Here is a 15,244-nt window from a genome sequence, read left to right on the forward strand (position 1 = left end):
TTGCAAAGTGCACCGGTACAAATTTGCCCTTGACCTCAACTGCACTTGAAGTCCTAGGGCTGGATTTCCGAGCCAGCGAAAAGATGGATACCCACCAAATGAACAAGCCGACGCAAACCGCCAAACCCTACTATCGGATCGACAGTTTTCTCGTGCCCGTCGCTGCACGCACGGAGTTTCTTGCCCGTGTGCACGAGACCCACGCTGTGCTACGCCAACAGGATGGTTTTCGGCAGGATTTTATCGTTGAGCAACACCTTGACGAGGCCAAATTAACGATTGTGACCGTCGCAGAATGGGATAACGAGGACGTGGTTGCAAACGCCCGCAAACAGGTTCAGGTCCTGCACGCAAAGAACAATTTCGACCCACAGCAGTTTTTTGCCAGACTCGGCATCAAGGCCGAGATGGGCAATTACCGGCCAGTTGCCGAATGACAATCGACCGGGGTCTTTAAGCGATAGACCGGCCCCCCGATCTAACGCTTCATCATACAAATGCACCGTGGCAGTGTTTGTATTTCTTCCCGGAGCCGCAGGGGCAGGCCTCGTTGCGGCCTACCTTACCCCAGCTATCAAGATCGTTCGGGTCGCGGTCTTCCGGTGCAACCACTTTTGCCGCTTCATGGCGAACCAGGAGTTCGGCGTCGCCGAAATCGTCCTCGCCTGTAGAACCATCGATATGGTGGCCGTGCATTTCGGGTGCCTCGGGCGGCGGCGCTTCGGCAGCCTCGCGAACCAGTTCAACGCGCATCAGCTGAGAAGTGACGTTCTGGCGCAGGTTTCCCAAAAGCGCCTGGAATAGCTCAAAGCTCTCGCTTTTGTATTCGTTGAGCGGGTCGCGCTGCGCGTAGCCGCGGAAACCCACTACGGAACGCAGATGATCAAGGTTGACGATGTGTTCGCGCCACAGATGGTCAAGTGTTTGGAGGACCACCGAGCGCTCCACATAGGCCATTACCTCGGGGCCGAAACGTTCGGCCCGGTCCATAGCCGCTTTGTCGGCCGCTTCCGAAACACGCGAACGGATCTCCTCTTCGGCGATACCCTCTTCCTTCGCCCATTCCTCTACGGGCAGGTCGAGATTGAGATTCTGAATGACATCCTGTTTGAGACCGGCAACATTCCACTGCTCGGCATAGGCGTTTTCAGGAATATGCTTGGCTACCAGGTCGTCAACCACGTCCTGACGCATCTCGCCAACCGTTTCGGAAAGGCTTTCGGCATCCATCAACTCGATGCGCTGCTCGAAAATGACCTTGCGCTGGTCATTCATCACGTCGTCATATTTGAGCAGATTCTTGCGTATGTCGAAGTTGCGCGCCTCGACCTTTTTCTGGGCCTTCTCCAAAGCCTTGTTGATCCAGGGGTGGATGATGGCTTCATCTTCCTTGAGGCCAAGCTTCTGCAGCATTCCATCCATGCGCTCTGAACCGAAGATTCGCATCAGATCATCCTGCAGCGACAGGAAGAATTTTGACCGGCCAGGATCACCCTGGCGACCAGAACGACCGCGCAACTGGTTGTCGATGCGCCGCGACTCATGGCGTTCGGTAGCCAGAACGTAGAGGCCGCCAGCGGCAAGCGCCTTTTCTTTCTGACGCTGTATATCTTGACGGATAGCCTCTTCCTGTGCCGTCCGTTCAGGGCCTTCGGGCATATCGCCAAGCTCAAGTGCAAAGCGGGTTTCTTCATTGCCGCCGAGCTTGATGTCGGTGCCGCGGCCAGCCATGTTGGTTGCGATCGTCACCGCGCCGGGAACACCGGCAAGCGCCACGATGGAAGCTTCCTGCTCATGCTGTTTGGCGTTCAGCACCTTGAACCCCGTCATGCCTTCCTTACGCAGACGTTCGGCCAGAAGTTCCGACTTTTCGATGGACGTTGTACCTACCAAGATCGGCTGGCCCTTGGCGCTAGCCTCGCGAATGTCGCGTATGATGGCCTTGTATTTTTCTTCGACCGTTCGATAAACCTCGTCGCTTTCGTCAAGACGCAGCACCGGCAGGTTGGTCGGTATCTCGATAACTTCCAGCCCGTAAATATTGCCGAATTCCTCAGCTTCCGTCTGCGCCGTTCCAGTCATTCCGGAAAGCTTCGAATAGAGACGGAAATAATTTTGGAAGGTGATCGACGCCAGCGTTTGGTTTTCAGGCTGGATCGCCACATGTTCCTTGGCCTCGAGCGCCTGGTGCAGACCCTCGGAGAATCGGCGACCCGGCATCATGCGTCCAGTAAATTCGTCGATGATGACGATCTCGTCGTCGCGGACGATGTAGTCCTTGTCGTTCTGGAAAAGCCGATGTGCCTTCAGCGCATTGTTGACGTGATGCACTATGGCAACATTTTCAACATCGTAGAGGGACTCACCCTTAAGGTGACCCGCATCGCGTAAAAGGTTTTCGAGCTTTTCAGTGCCCTCTTCGGTAAAGATCGCAGTGCGCTGCTTTTCGTCAACCTCGTAGTCCTCTGCCTGCAACTGCAGGATGAAGGCATCGATGGTGTTGTACATTTCGGAACGGTCTTCAAGCGGACCGGAAATGATGAGCGGCGTCCGCGCCTCATCGACCAAGATGGAATCCACCTCATCGACAATACCGTAGTTATGGCCGCGCTGCACCATCTGGGAGCGCTCATACTTCATGTTGTCGCGCAGATAGTCGAAGCCGAGCTCGTTATTTGTGGCGTAGGTCACATCGCATGCGTAGGCGGCCTTTCGCTCCTCGTCCGAAAGACCGTGCACGATTATGCCGACGCTCAGCCCGAGAAACTTGTAAACGCGACCCATCCATTCCGCATCACGCGAAGCGAGATAGTCGTTCACGGTGACGACGTGTACGCCCTTCCCAGCCAGCGCGTTGAGATACACCGGCAACGTAGCGACCAGTGTCTTGCCTTCACCTGTGCGCATTTCAGCGATGTCGCCTTCATGCAACACCATGCCGCCAATCAGTTGAACGTCAAAAGGCCGCATACCAAGCACGCGCTTTGCGGCTTCGCGCATGGTTGCGAAGGCAGGCACCAAAAGGTCATCCAGAGAGGCGCCATTGGCGATATCAGCTCGAAACTGCGCGGTTCTAGCCTGCAATTCGGCGTCGGAAAGCGCCGCCATCTCATTTTCCATCGCGTTGATTGCCTCAACACGCGGCCGCATCGATTTCACGCGGCGATCATTGGAAGAACCGAAGATTTTGCGGGCGAGGCCGCCGAGACTGACCATCCAATGGTCCTTTCAAACGTGCCGACAGCTCGGCCGGTGCAGCCGTGACAATCCGCCGGGGCAGAATTTATCAAAAAAGCGCCCCGAATTCGCTTCTGGACGCAAAGTCGAAGGACAGATAAGAGGGGCCCCCTACGATGTCAACGCCGCTTGATTGCGGCGTGATGCGCTCAATTCCGCCCCATTCGACTGGTTTGGAAGCATTTTTCAGACCCCACCGGAGAAGTTGCCGATGCCTGTTTTGTTTTCTCGCGCCACGTTAGTCACTTGCGGACTGGCCATCGGTACCCTGTTGCTCCCTGCTGGCCTCGCCAGCGCCGAGGAAGACAAGGTGATCGCCACCGTCAATGGGCAGCCCATCACCGATGCCGAGCTGTCGCTTGCACAGAGCGACCTAGACCAGCAATTCTCAAGGCTCCCCGAAGATCAGCGCCGCGCAGCAGCGCTTTCAGCCGTTATCGAAATCCGTCTTATGAGCGAAAAAGCCAAGACTGATGGACTGGATAAGGATGCAGACTTTCAACGCCGGATGGAATTCCTCCAGCAGCGCGCACTTCACAGCGTGGTTGTCGAGGCAGACGTTGCAGCCAAAGTAACGGACGCAGAAATCCGCGCCCGCTACGACACCGAAATTGCCGCTACGCCTCCCGTCAACGAAGTACATGCACGCCACATCTTGGTGAAGACCAAGGAAGAGGCCGAAGCCCTTGTGAAAGAACTCGACGCCGGCGGTGATTTCGAGAAGCTCGCCAACGAGCACACCAGCGATCCAAGCGGCAAGACAAGCGGTGGCGATCTCGGCTATTTCGGTCCCGGCCAGATGGTCCCTGAGTTTGAAACAGCAGCAATGGCGCTCGAAGTCGGCGCCTACACCAAAGTACCTGTTCAGAGCCAGTTTGGCTTCCACATCATCAAGGTGGAGGACAAACGCGCCCAACAGGCACCCGAATTTGATCAGGTCAAGGATCAGTTTCGCTCGATGGTACTGCGCGATAAATATTTCGCGTTGGTAAAATCGCTGCGCGATGCGGCCAAGGTAGATATCGCAGATGCCGACCTCAAGGCGGGCGTCGAGCAGATGGAAAAACAGGCGCGGGGCGAGGCCGAAGCCAAGCCGTAACCGTACCATTCTGCAAGCTTCAATGGCGCCGCCCAGAAGCGGCGCCATCATAAACCTGGTCTATGTCGCAAAGGCACTGAGCGAATACGCCTTGCGTCGCCCCAATTCATCGGGCAAACCGGCCTTCCTTTCGCGTTCACGCCGCCGAGGCTTCCCATGTCGACCGCAATCTCACCGCTTGCACCCAAAAAGCAGCCAAAAATGCCGGCGATTGACGGCGTACGCATCGCCACAGCGGAGGCGGGCATCAAATATAAGGGTCGCACCGATCTTTTAGTGATGAGCTTTGAAGCGGACACACAGGTTGCCGGCGTCTTCACCAGATCCAAATGCCCTTCCGCCCCCGTCGATTTCTGCCGCGCCAATCTCGGAAAAGGATCGGCACGCATACTTGTCGTAAACTCCGGCAATGCCAACGCCTTCACCGGTCGGAAGGGCCTCCAGTCGACAATCGCCACCGGCGAGTCTGCAGCAAAGGCTGCCGGCTGTACGCCCGGCGATGTGTTTCTTGCCTCGACCGGTGTCATCGGCGAGCCTCTGGACGCCGGCAAATTCAGCCATCTTCTGGCAGATATGGTGAAGGACGCTGAGCCGTCGCGCTGGGCCGACGCAGGTCGGGCCATCATGACCACCGACACCTACCCGAAATATGCCACTCAAACGGTCAAACTCGGCAATGTCGACGTGACCATTAACGGCATCGCCAAGGGCGCAGGCATGATCGCCCCCGACATGGCGACTATGCTATCCTTCGTCGCAACCGATGCGCCAATTGCAGCGCCGGTATTGCAGGCTCTGTTGTCGCAAGGTGTGGGAAGGACCTTCAATGCGGTGACTGTGGACAGCGATACGTCGACCAGCGACACGCTGCTCCTCTTCGCGACAGGTGCTGCTGGCAAGCGCGGCGCACCAGAGATTACCGAGTTGAAGGATCCGCGCCTTTCAAGTTTCAAGCGTGCCCTCAACCGAATTCTAAAATCACTGGCGTTGCAGGTGGTGCGTGATGGCGAAGGCGCGCGCAAGGAGGTTGAGATCAACGTCACCGGAGCCAAATCCGCTCGCTCGGCCAAGCGCATCGCTCTCTCTATCGCCAACTCGCCACTGGTCAAAACTGCGGTTGCCGGCGAAGACGCCAATTGGGGCCGCGTGGTGATGGCGGTCGGCAAGGCTGGCGAACCCGCGGACCGCGACCTGTTGTCGGTCTGGTTCGGCGACATCCGCGTGGCCCACAATGGCGAACGGGATCCCGAATATTCGGAAGCAGCCACATCCGACTACATGAAACAGGATGAAATCCGAATCCGCGCCGATATCGGCATTGGCCGCGGCAAAGCCACCGTCTGGACCTGCGATCTCACCAAGCAATATGTGGAGATCAACGGCGACTACCGGAGCTGACTTGGCGATCGCCGTGACACCCGATCTGGCACGCGTCCGCCGCTATGAGGCCGCAGGTTTTCGCGCCTGGCCGGCGGCTTCCGTCCACTATGACGGTACATGGGTGATCCGCCTGACGCTCGATCATCCTGCCAAACGGTTGAACTCGGTAAATCCGCTCGATCCGGGCGATATTACCGATCTCGACGAGCGGGTCGTGCGCGCCGCGCGCCGTTTTCAGGCCAACGGACAAATCTTGACCTTCCGCCTCTCTCCACTCTCGGGTTCGGTATTAGATGGACATTTTGACCATCTTGGCTGGTCGCGCTTTTCCGAATCCATCGTCATGCGGTTGCCGCTGACAAACCTAACTGTCGACATCGAGCAGGTTTTACCACCGGTCGAAGATAGGGCGTCCTTCATCGCACAGGCCGCCATGGTGCATGACGCCGATCCCGCCTACTTGGCCGGTCTGGCCGAACTGCTTGGGCGCATTCAGCCGCATCTTGGTCTCTTCGTACTGGAATCCAGCAAGGGCCCGTTGGCCAGCGCCATCTCAGTACACGATAACGATCTTGCCGGCATTTTCGAAGTCGCCACCAGCCTGAACCATCGCGGTCAGGGCCATGCGCGCCGGCTCCTTCTGGCAATGTTGAACTGGTCGAAGTCACGCGGTGCACGCGAGGTCTGGCTGCAGGTCGAGGCTGACAATCTGCCTGCATGTGCGCTTTATCGCTCGTTCGGCTTCAAAGAAGTTTACCGCTATCACTACAGACGGCCACCGGCTGTCTGAAAATGGAAACCCATGCGAAGCGCCTGCTCCTCGTTGCCGCCTGCGCCCTTGTCGACGCCGATGGCCGCGTGTTGCTATCGCAGCGGCCTGAAGGCAAGTCCCTCGCCGGCCTTTGGGAGTTTCCAGGCGGCAAGGTTGAGACCGGCGAAACGCCCGAAGAAGCGCTCATCCGCGAATTGCGGGAAGAAATCGGCATCGAGACAAAGGCCGCCTGCCTCGCTCCGCTCACTTTCGCCAGCCACAGCTACGAGACTTTTCATCTGCTGATGCCGCTATATGTTTGTCGCCGTTTCGAGGGTACGCCACACCCGCGAGAGGGCCAAACCCTGAAATGGGTGCGTCCGCGCAACATGCGCGACTATCCGATGCCCGCTGCCGATGCCCCTTTGATCCCTTTCCTGCTCGATCTCCTTTGATAAGGCTCTTCCTGCGTCATCGTTAATCGATCCTTTAGCCCTATGTGAAAAATTGGCGGAGGAACTATTTTGGCGTACGCGCACTCCGGAGATCCAGAACATGCGTTCTGACGATGATTGGGACTTGATCGAGCCGTCAGTTCGCGGCTTGCGCGAAACCGGCATGGGCCTGATCCGGCTGGCGCTGCTCTTTGGCGTCATTGCCGTTGCGTTTACGCTTATTCTCGTCCCTACTGCAGACGAGACGTCGCGGTCCTGGTCGGCTCGCAACGAACTACCAGCCGGTGTCGACAATTTTACCACCGGCAGCGTGCGGCGGCTTGACAACTATACCATTCGGCGCAGCGTTCTGCAGTCCAATCCCAGTGCAGGATGCATTATCCGCAGTTATGGCCAACGGGAAGGCGACTGCTAGCGACGCCACCTTAACCTTTCTTAATATCCATCTTGTAGAACGATTTTATGATCCGGCAATTTTTGAAGCACCAGGGCGGCGCAACCGCAATCGAGTATGGGCTGATCGGAGCTCTAATCTCGCTTGCCATCGTTGCCGGCGCCAGCAGTTCAGGGATGAGCCTCGGCGATTTATGGATCGCCACAGCGACCAAGCTCTCGGCCGGGCTCCAGAATTAAAACGCTGCGCTATCCTATAGCTATCCAATGTTTGCTAAAACATTAGATAGCTATAACCCTTTGTTTCAAACGTCTCCAGACGCCAAGTCGCTGCACACTTTTGCTGGAGTTTCTCTAGGTGCCGACGCGGGCCCGCGCGTCCAGATAGCGCTTTATCGCGGCATTAAATTCGCCGCCCAGAATAAAAATCAGCGACATGATGTAGAGAAACACCACCGCGATCATGATCGAGGCCAACCCCGCATAGGTCGACACGTAGGACGAAAAGCGGTCGAGATAGGCGGCGAAGATCGTCGAGCCCGCCAGCCAAGCGGCCAGCGTGAAAATAATCCCTGGGACAATGTCGACAAATCGTCTTTTACCGCCAGGTAACCAGAAGTGCACTGCGACCAGCCCCACCACGATGACGCTTGATGCAATGACATATCGCCACACTGTGCTGGTACCCGTGTAGGGTTGCAGCCATTCAAATTGCGAAGTTGCCAGCCGCGCCAAAATGGGCGCAAACACCAGAAACACGCTGATGATAACGAAAATGATTGTGGCAAACACCACAAAGCCCAGGCTCTGCAGACGCCGGAACACAAAACCGCGTGTCTCGCTGACGCGGTAAGCCCGGTTCAGAGATGTGCGAAGCGCCTCAATACCGTTGGAGGCAAAGAACGCCGCCAACAACACACCGTACGTCAACAGGTCACCGCGCTGGATAGTCAGCACATTGACGACCTCTCGGGCGATAGGTTCAGCAATCTGGTCGGGCCAGGTATCGAAAACCAAATGGACCGCAGTCTCCGAAAATGCTTCGGCACCGAGAAAACTGGCAAGCGTGGTTGCGAAGATCAGGAATGGAAACAGCGCCATCAACGCGCTGATAGCCAGATGACTGGCCATCGACCAACCGTCATCATCGTTGAAATGGCCAAGCGCATCCGAAAGGATGCGCCGTATCGCAACGATCTTCCGCAATGCAGCTCCTTCCATTGTTTCACCGCCGCGAATATGGGAAGGCTTTTGCCCAAATGGCAAGCACAACCAGCCCTGTTCATAATCACGACGCGCCGCGCACTATTCTTGTCACCGGTGCTTCGTCAGGCATCGGCGCACATTGCGCCCGCGCCCTGAAGGCCGATGGGTGGAGGGTCTTTGCCACTGCCCGCAAACCTGCGGATATTTCCGCTCTCCATGCAGACGGCATAGAATCTCTCTACCTCGACTACAGCGAACCAGAATCAATTGCAGCCCTTGTCCACGAAATTCTGACGCGCACCGGCGGAACGCTCGACGCTCTGTACAATAATGGCGCTTACGCCCAGCCTGGCGCCGTCGAGGACTTGCCGGTCGATGCGCTACGCCAGCAATTCGAGGTCAATCTTTTCGGCTGGCATGACCTCACCCGGCGTATTCTGCCTATCATGCGCGCCCAGGGGCATGGCCGCATCATTCACTGTTCGTCCATCCTGGGGCTGACGCCAGTTAAGTTTCGAGGGGCGTATGCAGCCTCCAAACATGCTCTGGAGGGACTGATGCTATGCCTGCGCATGGAGCTTGAGGATTCGGGCATTCATGTCTCGCTTATAGAGCCCGGACCGGTGACATCAAAAATCGCTTCAAATGGTCTCTATTGGTTCGAAAAAAACATCGACGTTGCGAATTCTGCTCACCGCGAGGCCTACCGTGATCAACTTAAAAGGCTGCGCGGTGGCGGTACCAATTCGCGTTTCAAGCTCGGGCCGGAGGCAGTTTATGCGGTATTGCGCCACGCCCTCCTGTCGCGGCGGCCCAAGCCGCATTATACTGTCACAACGCCAGCGAAGATCGGCGTGTTCTTGAAACGCATTTTGCCGGCATCGCTGCTCTACCGGATTCTTTCCCGGCAGGGCTGAATGCAGCAACCCCGGAAGGCTTCATGGGTACCGTATTCAACATTCTGGCCATCCTCGTCATGTTCGCTGTGGTGGTCGTTCTGATCCGAGGCCTCGCCAACATGCTGCGCGGCGGCTCCGGCAATGCTTCCAACAAGCTCATGCAGGCGCGCGTCATGCTGCAGGCCGTGGCACTTGTGTTCATACTTCTGGCGTTTTACTTCACCCGCGGCGGCTGAACGGCTGACACATGGTCAAGCTAAACAAGATCTACACCCGAACCGGCGATGACGGCACAACGGGTCTCGGCACCGGCGAGCGGCGGCTGAAGTTCGACCTCCGCGTCAAAGCCTACGGCACTGTCGACGAGGCCAACGCATGTATCGGGCTCGCACGCGTGCATACCAGAACCACCCATCCCGACCTCGATACCATGCTGTCGCGCATACAGAATGATCTGTTCGACCTCGGCGCCGATCTTTCAACTCCCGACGGCGGCAAGGAACTCGGCTATGAGCCCCTGCGCATCATCGCCACACAGGTCACCCGGCTGGAAAACGACCTCGATCTTTTGAACACGAACCTTGAGCCACTGCGCTCTTTCGTTCTGTCCGGCGGCTCAGCTGCCTCGGCCAATCTCCATTTGGCGCGCACTGTTGCCCGCCGTGCCGAGCGCATGATGGTCGAGTTGGCGCAGGCCGAGCCCATCAATCCTGAAGGGTTGAAATACATCAACCGCGTTTCCGATTTTCTGTTTGTCGCGGCTCGCGTCGTCAATGACAACGGAAAGGCCGACGTGCTATGGGTGCCTGGCCAGAACCGCTAAGCCAGAGGGAGCGGAAACACCATGTTCATCCCGCTCCATGACGCCAACAGCCTGAAGTACATCAAATTGCAATATGTGACGTTGGCGCTGATCGCAGCTAACGTTGTGGTCTATCTGATGACCTCGCTAGGCAGCGCGCAATTCAGCGAGGCAGCCGTAATCGGCTTCAGTTATATCCCCTCAGTCGCATTCGACATCGCCCAACTGCCTCCGCAATATGAGTTCGTCCCCGAAAGCCTGACCTACGTCACCTACACCTTTCTGCATGGCGACATTTTTCACCTCGGGGGCAACATGCTGTTCCTCTGGGTGTTTGGTGACAATGTCGAAGACGCACTTGGGCATGTTCGATATTTCTTTTTCTATTTCATCTGTGGCGCCGTCGGCGCGTTCTTGCATGGCATCGTGGCTATGGAATCGCAGATGCCGCTAATCGGAGCTTCGGGCGCCATTGCTGGCATCGTGACTGCCTATCTGGTGCTGCATCCGCGGGTAAAAATATGGGTGCTGGCCTTTGGCCGTATTCCGTTGCGCATCCCGGCCTATGCCGTGCTAGCGCTCTGGATTTTGTTCCAGATCTCTATGTTTGCACTGGGCGGAGACGATCAGATTTCCTGGGCGTGTCATGTCGGCGGCATCTTGGCTGGCGGTGTCCTGGTGTTCTTGCTGCGCCGCAGCGACGTGCCTCTTCTGGATAAGGCGATCGTCACGCCAGACGCGGTTGTCGTCGAGGACAACAGCGCCGTAGCGCCGGGCAGGGCCGGGCCAGTGCCTCGCTGGGGACGCCAATAATTCAAACGATTCGCGCTACGGCGCGGTATTGACGCTCTTGCGACAGGCAACTACGGTCCGCGCGCTCCCAACTGGCTCTCTGGCCTTGAACGGTATGCAACACGACTTTTTCATCTCCGGCATGTCGGCTTTCGACAAGCTGGACCTTTGCGGCGCTGCTATAGCGCCTTCGAAATTTCCGTCTAAGGGGTAATAAACTCGATGAAAGTGCTGGTTCCTGTAAAACGGGTAGTCGATTACAACGTGAAGATCCGCGTCAAGTCGGATGGATCGGGTGTCGAACTCGCCAATGTGAAAATGTCGATGAACCCGTTCGACGAAATCGCCGTCGAAGAGGCGATCCGTCTCAAGGAATCTGGCAAGGTCGAAGAAATCATCGTTGTTTCTGTTGGCCCTCAGCAAGCGCAGGAAACCCTGCGTACCGCACTTGCCATGGGCGCTGACCGTGCAATCCTGGTCAAAACCGATGATCTGGTGGAGCCGCTTGGCGTAGCCAAGGTGCTCAAGGGCGTTGTCGACGCCGAACAGCCAGGCCTCGTGATCCTTGGCAAGCAGGCAATTGATGACGACGCCAACCAGACCGGCCAGATGCTCGCTGCCCTTCTCGGCTGGAGCCAGGGCACTTTTGCCTCGAAGGTTGAAGTCGCTGACAGTTCGGTAAAGGTTACCCGCGAAGTTGATGGTGGTCTTCAGACCGTCGAGCTAAAAATGCCAGCGATCATCACCACCGATCTGCGCCTCAATCAACCGCGCTATGCATCTTTGCCCAACATCATGAAGGCAAAGAAGAAACCGATGGAAGAAAAGACCGCTGCCGATTTCGGCGCCGACCTGTCTCCGAGACTCAAAGTCCTCAAGACCGAAGAGCCAAGCGGCCGCAAGGCAGGCGTCAAGGTCAAGGATGTCGCCGAACTTGTCGACAAGCTGAAAAACGAAGCCGGCGTCCTCTAAGGCAATCACAAGGAGTTTGAAGATATGGCTATTTTGCTGATTGCAGAACACGACAATGCAAGCGTTTCTGAACAGACGGCCAAGGCGCTGACAGCAGCACTGAAGATCGGCTCTGATGTCGATATCCTGGTCGCAGGCAAGGGCGCCAAGGCGGCCGCCGATGCGGCTTCCAAGCTAAACGGCGCGCGTAAAGTTCTGCTTGCCGAGGCCGATGAACTGGCCGAACAACTTCCCGAGCCGCTAGCAGCCCTCATCGTGTCGCTCGCCGGCGGCTACGATACCATCGTTGCCCCGGCAACCTCCATGGGCAAGAACGTCACGCCACGCGTCGCTGCATTGCTGGACGTCATGCAGATCTCAGAGATCGTCGAGATCGTTTCCGCCGACACATTCAAGCGCCCGATCTACGCAGGCAACGCGATCCAGACTGTGCAGTCCACCGACAAGACCAAGGTTATCACCATTCGAACAGCCTCCTTCCAGGCAGCTGGCGAAGGTGGTTCAGCAGCCGTGGAAACCGTCAAAGCGGCAGAAAATCCTGGCCTGTCAACCTTCGTGGAAAACCGCCTGTCAGAGAGCGATCGCCCCGAATTGACTTCGGCCAAGATCATCATCTCGGGCGGCCGCGCCCTCGGCTCGGCAGAAAAGTTCACGGAAGTCCTGCTTCCAGTGGCTGATAAGCTGGGTGCTGCCGTCGGCGCCTCGCGCGCGGCAGTTGACGCTGGCTACGCGCCAAACGACTGGCAGGTCGGCCAGACCGGCAAGGTCGTAGCGCCTGACCTATACATCGCAGTAGGCATTTCCGGCGCGATCCAGCATCTGGCAGGCATGAAGGATTCAAAAGTCATCGTCGCCATCAACAAGGACGAAGAAGCGCCAATCTTCCAGGTCGCCGATTACGGCCTGGTGGGTGACCTCTTCGTTATCTTGCCTGAGCTTGAAAAAGCGCTTTGAGCCACTGACTGTCCAAACATGCAAAGTTTTAAGAGCGGGGTAGACGAAGCTGCCCCGCTCTTTTAGTTTGCACTGCAATAACAAGGGGCGGGCAAAAGATTGCCCTTAACCAGCTCCGGACGGGATCAGACATGGCCGCAACGATCGAAACCATTGGCATCGTAGGTGCAGGGCAAATGGGCAGCGGTATCGCCCATGTCGCAGCGCTGGCAGGCTATCAGGTTCTGCTCTACGACCTTTCGCCCGAGCAAATCGAAAAGGGCCTCGCCACTGTCAGCGGCAACATGGCGCGCCAAGTCAGCCACGGCAAGCTCGACGAAGCAGACCGCAAGGCTGCCAGTGACCGTATCAAGGCAGCGCCCAAAATGTCTGACTTGGCCAGCGCCGATCTCGTGATCGAAGCGGCAACCGAAGACGAGATCGTCAAACGCAAGATCTTCGCGCAGCTTTGTCCGGTGTTGAACCCGCAAGCGATCATCGCCTCCAATACCTCATCGATCTCGATCACCCGGCTGGCAGCCCAGACGGATCGACCCGAACGCTTCATCGGCATTCATTTCATGAACCCGGTGCCGGTGATGAAACTGGTCGAGTTGGTGCGCGGCATCGCTACCGGTGATGAAACCTTCGAAGCCGCCAAGGAATTTATCCGCCGCCTCGACAAGACGTCGACCGTGGCTGAAGATTTCCCCGCCTTCATCGTCAACCGCATCCTGCTACCGATGATCAATGAAGCGATCTACACGCTGTATGAAGGCGTCGGCTCTGTCGATTCTATCGACACCGCCATGAAGCTCGGCGCCAACCACCCAATGGGCCCGCTACAGCTGGCGGATTTCATCGGACTGGACACCTGCCTTTCCATCATGCAGGTGCTGCATGATGGCCTGTCTGACAGCAAATACCGCCCCTGCCCGCTTCTCGTAAAATATGTCGAAGCCGGCTGGCTAGGCCGCAAAACCGGCCGCGGCTTCTACGATTACCGCGGCGAACATCCGGTCCCAACGCGCTAGATTACAAGTTACAATAGAGGCTTCGCGAAAGATGGCAGACCAGGGTACGCAGGGGATGCTTTCGCCGTTTCTCCGAAATGCGCGATTGCGCGCCGCACGCAAGTGGTTGAATGGCAAGGTTCTGGACATCGGGTGTGGTTCCGGACGGATCGCCTCGTTCGTTTCTGCAGACAACTATGTGGGATATGATCGCGACGTCGCAGTCATTTTTGAAGCGAAACAGGCATTTCCTTCACACCTATTTACGTCGTCCATGCCAAGTGACTCCAGTTTCGATACTATCGTCGCGCTAGCGTTGGTTGAGCACCTGCCCGATCCGGCAGGCGAGCTTGTGCGATGGCATGAGAGGCTGAAGGCGGGAGGCAGGATCGTTCTGACCACTCCTCACAAGGCATTCCGGAAAGTTCACGACCTCGGCGCAAAGGCTGGAATCTTTAGTCGCGATGCTGCCGACGAGCATGAAGTGATGTTCGACCGCAGTAGTCTGATTAAGCTGGCCAAAGACTGCGGCTTTGAGGATGTGACCTACCAACGCTTTCTGTTTGGAGCCAACCAGTTGCTGGTAGCAAAGAAACGCTAGCGCTACCTCACGCTCTCGATTAATCGCTTTGCATCGTCGCTGGCCCAGTTCGCAGGCCCGTTCATATGAGCGAGCAGGCAGCCATCATCATCGACCAGCAGGGTGACCGGCAGCCCGAGCGCCAGACCGCGCTTCTTTAGATCGTTAAATAGTGCCAGACTGCTTTCGCGGTAAAACGCGAGGCTACCAATTCCGACATCTTCAAAAAACTTTTTCGGCTTCTCATCCCCGCCGGTATCAACATTGACTGCGATTACCTCGAATGTGTCGCTGCCCATCTCCTTCTGCAAGGCATCAAGCTCAGGCATCTCGGCACGGCATGGCGCGCACCAAGTTGCCCAGAGGTTGATCAGCAACGTTTTACCCGAATGATCGGCCAGCGTCATCGGCGTACCTTCGGGCGAATTGAAAGCCAGGCCCTTGAGCGACTGCGGAGGGTCTGCTGCCAGCATAGCCGCCACGTCGCCTATAGCAGCAGCGCCGACACGCTTTGCCTTATCCGTCTTGGCAATGCAGGCGGCGGTATCGGCCTCACCGGATCCAAGCTGCTGCGATGTAGCTGGAGCCTCGACTCCGTTGCCAGAAGGAGCCCCAGTGACGTATACCGCCAGCGCACCTGCCGCCACGCCTGCAACGGTGGCTGCGGCAACCACCCGCCAGGTCAGGGACATCGATTTTCTAGGCTCTGTCATAGTCAAAAAATCTCCGGGG

At 57.2% G+C, this 15,244-nt stretch carries 18 protein-coding genes; 15 read left to right on the forward strand and 3 right to left on the reverse strand.

Going from position 1 to position 15,244, the window contains the following annotated elements; genetic code table 11:
- Nucleotides 1-98 precede the first annotated feature (98 nt).
- The gene (locus tag GA830_RS02000; protein ID WP_195163463.1) at nucleotides 99-437 is read left to right on the forward strand and encodes an antibiotic biosynthesis monooxygenase; all 339 of its coding nucleotides are present in this window, start codon (nucleotides 99-101) and stop codon (nucleotides 435-437) included.
- A 52-nt stretch (nucleotides 438-489) separates the two neighbouring features.
- Here GA830_RS02000 and secA read toward each other — a convergent pair whose 3' ends face one another.
- The gene (secA, locus tag GA830_RS02005) at nucleotides 490-3,216 is read right to left on the reverse strand and encodes a preprotein translocase subunit SecA (protein ID WP_195163464.1); all 2,727 of its coding nucleotides are present in this window, start codon (nucleotides 3,214-3,216) and stop codon (nucleotides 490-492) included.
- Between the two features lie 232 nt (nucleotides 3,217-3,448).
- Between secA and GA830_RS02010 the strand changes: the two genes are divergently transcribed.
- From GA830_RS02010 to GA830_RS02035, 6 genes are all read left to right on the forward strand, one after another.
- The gene (locus tag GA830_RS02010; RefSeq protein ID WP_195163465.1) at nucleotides 3,449-4,336 is read left to right on the forward strand and encodes a peptidylprolyl isomerase; all 888 of its coding nucleotides are present in this window, start codon (nucleotides 3,449-3,451) and stop codon (nucleotides 4,334-4,336) included.
- Between the two features lie 156 nt (nucleotides 4,337-4,492).
- Nucleotides 4,493-5,734 (forward strand): bifunctional glutamate N-acetyltransferase/amino-acid acetyltransferase ArgJ, encoded by a 1,242-nt coding sequence (gene argJ, locus GA830_RS02015; RefSeq protein WP_195163466.1) that lies wholly within the window; start codon nucleotides 4,493-4,495, stop codon nucleotides 5,732-5,734.
- The gene (locus tag GA830_RS02020) at nucleotides 5,703-6,506 is read left to right on the forward strand and encodes a GNAT family N-acetyltransferase (protein WP_195163467.1); all 804 of its coding nucleotides are present in this window, start codon (nucleotides 5,703-5,705) and stop codon (nucleotides 6,504-6,506) included. Before argJ ends, GA830_RS02020 begins: the two co-directional genes overlap by 32 nt.
- A 2-nt stretch (nucleotides 6,507-6,508) precedes the next feature.
- Nucleotides 6,509-6,922: an 8-oxo-dGTP diphosphatase MutT gene (gene mutT / locus GA830_RS02025; protein ID WP_195163468.1), complete on the forward strand. Its 414-nt coding sequence runs from the start codon at nucleotides 6,509-6,511 to the stop codon at nucleotides 6,920-6,922.
- 100 nt (nucleotides 6,923-7,022) lie between these two features.
- Entirely contained in the window at nucleotides 7,023-7,337 is a 315-nt protein-coding gene (locus tag GA830_RS02030) for a hypothetical protein (protein ID WP_195163469.1), read from the forward strand.
- Between the two features lie 47 nt (nucleotides 7,338-7,384).
- On the forward strand, nucleotides 7,385-7,555 hold the full coding sequence (locus GA830_RS02035) for a Flp family type IVb pilin (RefSeq protein ID WP_195163470.1): 171 nt from the start codon (nucleotides 7,385-7,387) through the stop codon (nucleotides 7,553-7,555).
- Between the two features lie 114 nt (nucleotides 7,556-7,669).
- On the opposite strand, the gene GA830_RS02040 is transcribed toward GA830_RS02035, so the two are convergent.
- Nucleotides 7,670-8,536, reverse strand: coding sequence for a YihY/virulence factor BrkB family protein (locus tag GA830_RS02040; RefSeq protein ID WP_195163471.1), 867 nt, complete (start codon nucleotides 8,534-8,536; stop codon nucleotides 7,670-7,672).
- A gap of 38 nt (nucleotides 8,537-8,574) precedes the next feature.
- On the opposite strand from GA830_RS02040, the gene GA830_RS02045 reads away from it, so the two are divergent.
- From GA830_RS02045 to GA830_RS02080, 8 genes are all read left to right on the forward strand, one after another.
- On the forward strand, nucleotides 8,575-9,438 hold the full coding sequence (locus tag GA830_RS02045; RefSeq protein WP_195163472.1) for an SDR family oxidoreductase: 864 nt from the start codon (nucleotides 8,575-8,577) through the stop codon (nucleotides 9,436-9,438).
- A gap of 23 nt (nucleotides 9,439-9,461) precedes the next feature.
- The gene (locus tag GA830_RS02050; protein ID WP_195163473.1) at nucleotides 9,462-9,656 is read left to right on the forward strand and encodes a twin transmembrane helix small protein; all 195 of its coding nucleotides are present in this window, start codon (nucleotides 9,462-9,464) and stop codon (nucleotides 9,654-9,656) included.
- A gap of 11 nt (nucleotides 9,657-9,667) precedes the next feature.
- A complete protein-coding gene (locus GA830_RS02055) occupies nucleotides 9,668-10,243 on the forward strand; it encodes a cob(I)yrinic acid a,c-diamide adenosyltransferase (protein ID WP_195163474.1) in 576 nt (191 codons plus the stop codon).
- Between the two features lie 21 nt (nucleotides 10,244-10,264).
- Complete coding sequence (locus tag GA830_RS02060; protein WP_195163475.1) at nucleotides 10,265-11,035, forward strand: rhomboid family intramembrane serine protease; 771 nt, start codon at nucleotides 10,265-10,267, stop codon at nucleotides 11,033-11,035.
- Nucleotides 11,036-11,236: 201 nt separating this feature from the next.
- Nucleotides 11,237-11,986 carry an electron transfer flavoprotein subunit beta/FixA family protein gene (locus GA830_RS02065; protein WP_195163476.1) on the forward strand — a complete coding sequence of 250 codons (750 nt, stop codon included), beginning with the start codon at nucleotides 11,237-11,239 and terminating at the stop codon, nucleotides 11,984-11,986.
- Nucleotides 11,987-12,010: 24 nt separating this feature from the next.
- The gene (locus tag GA830_RS02070; RefSeq protein ID WP_195163477.1) at nucleotides 12,011-12,940 is read left to right on the forward strand and encodes an electron transfer flavoprotein subunit alpha/FixB family protein; all 930 of its coding nucleotides are present in this window, start codon (nucleotides 12,011-12,013) and stop codon (nucleotides 12,938-12,940) included.
- Between the two features lie 131 nt (nucleotides 12,941-13,071).
- Nucleotides 13,072-13,953: a 3-hydroxybutyryl-CoA dehydrogenase gene (locus GA830_RS02075; protein ID WP_195163478.1), complete on the forward strand. Its 882-nt coding sequence runs from the start codon at nucleotides 13,072-13,074 to the stop codon at nucleotides 13,951-13,953.
- 55 nt (nucleotides 13,954-14,008) lie between these two features.
- Complete coding sequence (locus GA830_RS02080) at nucleotides 14,009-14,533, forward strand: class I SAM-dependent methyltransferase (protein WP_195163479.1); 525 nt, start codon at nucleotides 14,009-14,011, stop codon at nucleotides 14,531-14,533.
- A gap of 2 nt (nucleotides 14,534-14,535) precedes the next feature.
- Here the strand turns inward: GA830_RS02080 and tlpA are convergent, their stop codons facing one another.
- Complete coding sequence (gene tlpA / locus GA830_RS02085; protein WP_441338658.1) at nucleotides 14,536-15,225, reverse strand: thiol:disulfide interchange protein TlpA; 690 nt, start codon at nucleotides 15,223-15,225, stop codon at nucleotides 14,536-14,538.
- Nucleotides 15,226-15,244 lie beyond the last annotated feature (19 nt).

The organism is Mesorhizobium sp. NBSH29, from assembly GCF_015500055.1.
GTDB lineage: Bacteria > Pseudomonadota > Alphaproteobacteria > Rhizobiales > Rhizobiaceae > Neomesorhizobium.

What these genes read in the sequence shown, in the direction of transcription:
- GA830_RS02000 (WP_195163463.1), top strand. Translation starts at nt 99, where the DNA reads ATGAACAAGCCGACGCAAACCGCCAAACCCTACTATCGGATCGACAGT.
- secA (WP_195163464.1), bottom strand. Translation starts at nt 3,216, where the DNA reads ATGGTCAGTCTCGGCGGCCTCGCCCGCAAAATCTTCGGTTCTTCCAAT.
- GA830_RS02010 (WP_195163465.1), top strand. Translation starts at nt 3,449, where the DNA reads ATGCCTGTTTTGTTTTCTCGCGCCACGTTAGTCACTTGCGGACTGGCC.
- argJ (WP_195163466.1), top strand. Translation starts at nt 4,493, where the DNA reads ATGTCGACCGCAATCTCACCGCTTGCACCCAAAAAGCAGCCAAAAATG.
- GA830_RS02020 (WP_195163467.1), top strand. Translation starts at nt 5,703, where the DNA reads ATGTGGAGATCAACGGCGACTACCGGAGCTGACTTGGCGATCGCCGTG.
- mutT (WP_195163468.1), top strand. Translation starts at nt 6,509, where the DNA reads ATGGAAACCCATGCGAAGCGCCTGCTCCTCGTTGCCGCCTGCGCCCTT.
- GA830_RS02030 (WP_195163469.1), top strand. Translation starts at nt 7,023, where the DNA reads ATGCGTTCTGACGATGATTGGGACTTGATCGAGCCGTCAGTTCGCGGC.
- GA830_RS02035 (WP_195163470.1), top strand. Translation starts at nt 7,385, where the DNA reads ATGATCCGGCAATTTTTGAAGCACCAGGGCGGCGCAACCGCAATCGAG.
- GA830_RS02040 (WP_195163471.1), bottom strand. Translation starts at nt 8,536, where the DNA reads ATGGAAGGAGCTGCATTGCGGAAGATCGTTGCGATACGGCGCATCCTT.
- GA830_RS02045 (WP_195163472.1), top strand. Translation starts at nt 8,575, where the DNA reads ATGGCAAGCACAACCAGCCCTGTTCATAATCACGACGCGCCGCGCACT.
- GA830_RS02050 (WP_195163473.1), top strand. Translation starts at nt 9,462, where the DNA reads ATGGGTACCGTATTCAACATTCTGGCCATCCTCGTCATGTTCGCTGTG.
- GA830_RS02055 (WP_195163474.1), top strand. Translation starts at nt 9,668, where the DNA reads ATGGTCAAGCTAAACAAGATCTACACCCGAACCGGCGATGACGGCACA.
- GA830_RS02060 (WP_195163475.1), top strand. Translation starts at nt 10,265, where the DNA reads ATGTTCATCCCGCTCCATGACGCCAACAGCCTGAAGTACATCAAATTG.
- GA830_RS02065 (WP_195163476.1), top strand. Translation starts at nt 11,237, where the DNA reads ATGAAAGTGCTGGTTCCTGTAAAACGGGTAGTCGATTACAACGTGAAG.
- GA830_RS02070 (WP_195163477.1), top strand. Translation starts at nt 12,011, where the DNA reads ATGGCTATTTTGCTGATTGCAGAACACGACAATGCAAGCGTTTCTGAA.
- GA830_RS02075 (WP_195163478.1), top strand. Translation starts at nt 13,072, where the DNA reads ATGGCCGCAACGATCGAAACCATTGGCATCGTAGGTGCAGGGCAAATG.
- GA830_RS02080 (WP_195163479.1), top strand. Translation starts at nt 14,009, where the DNA reads ATGCTTTCGCCGTTTCTCCGAAATGCGCGATTGCGCGCCGCACGCAAG.
- tlpA (WP_441338658.1), bottom strand. Translation starts at nt 15,225, where the DNA reads ATGACAGAGCCTAGAAAATCGATGTCCCTGACCTGGCGGGTGGTTGCC.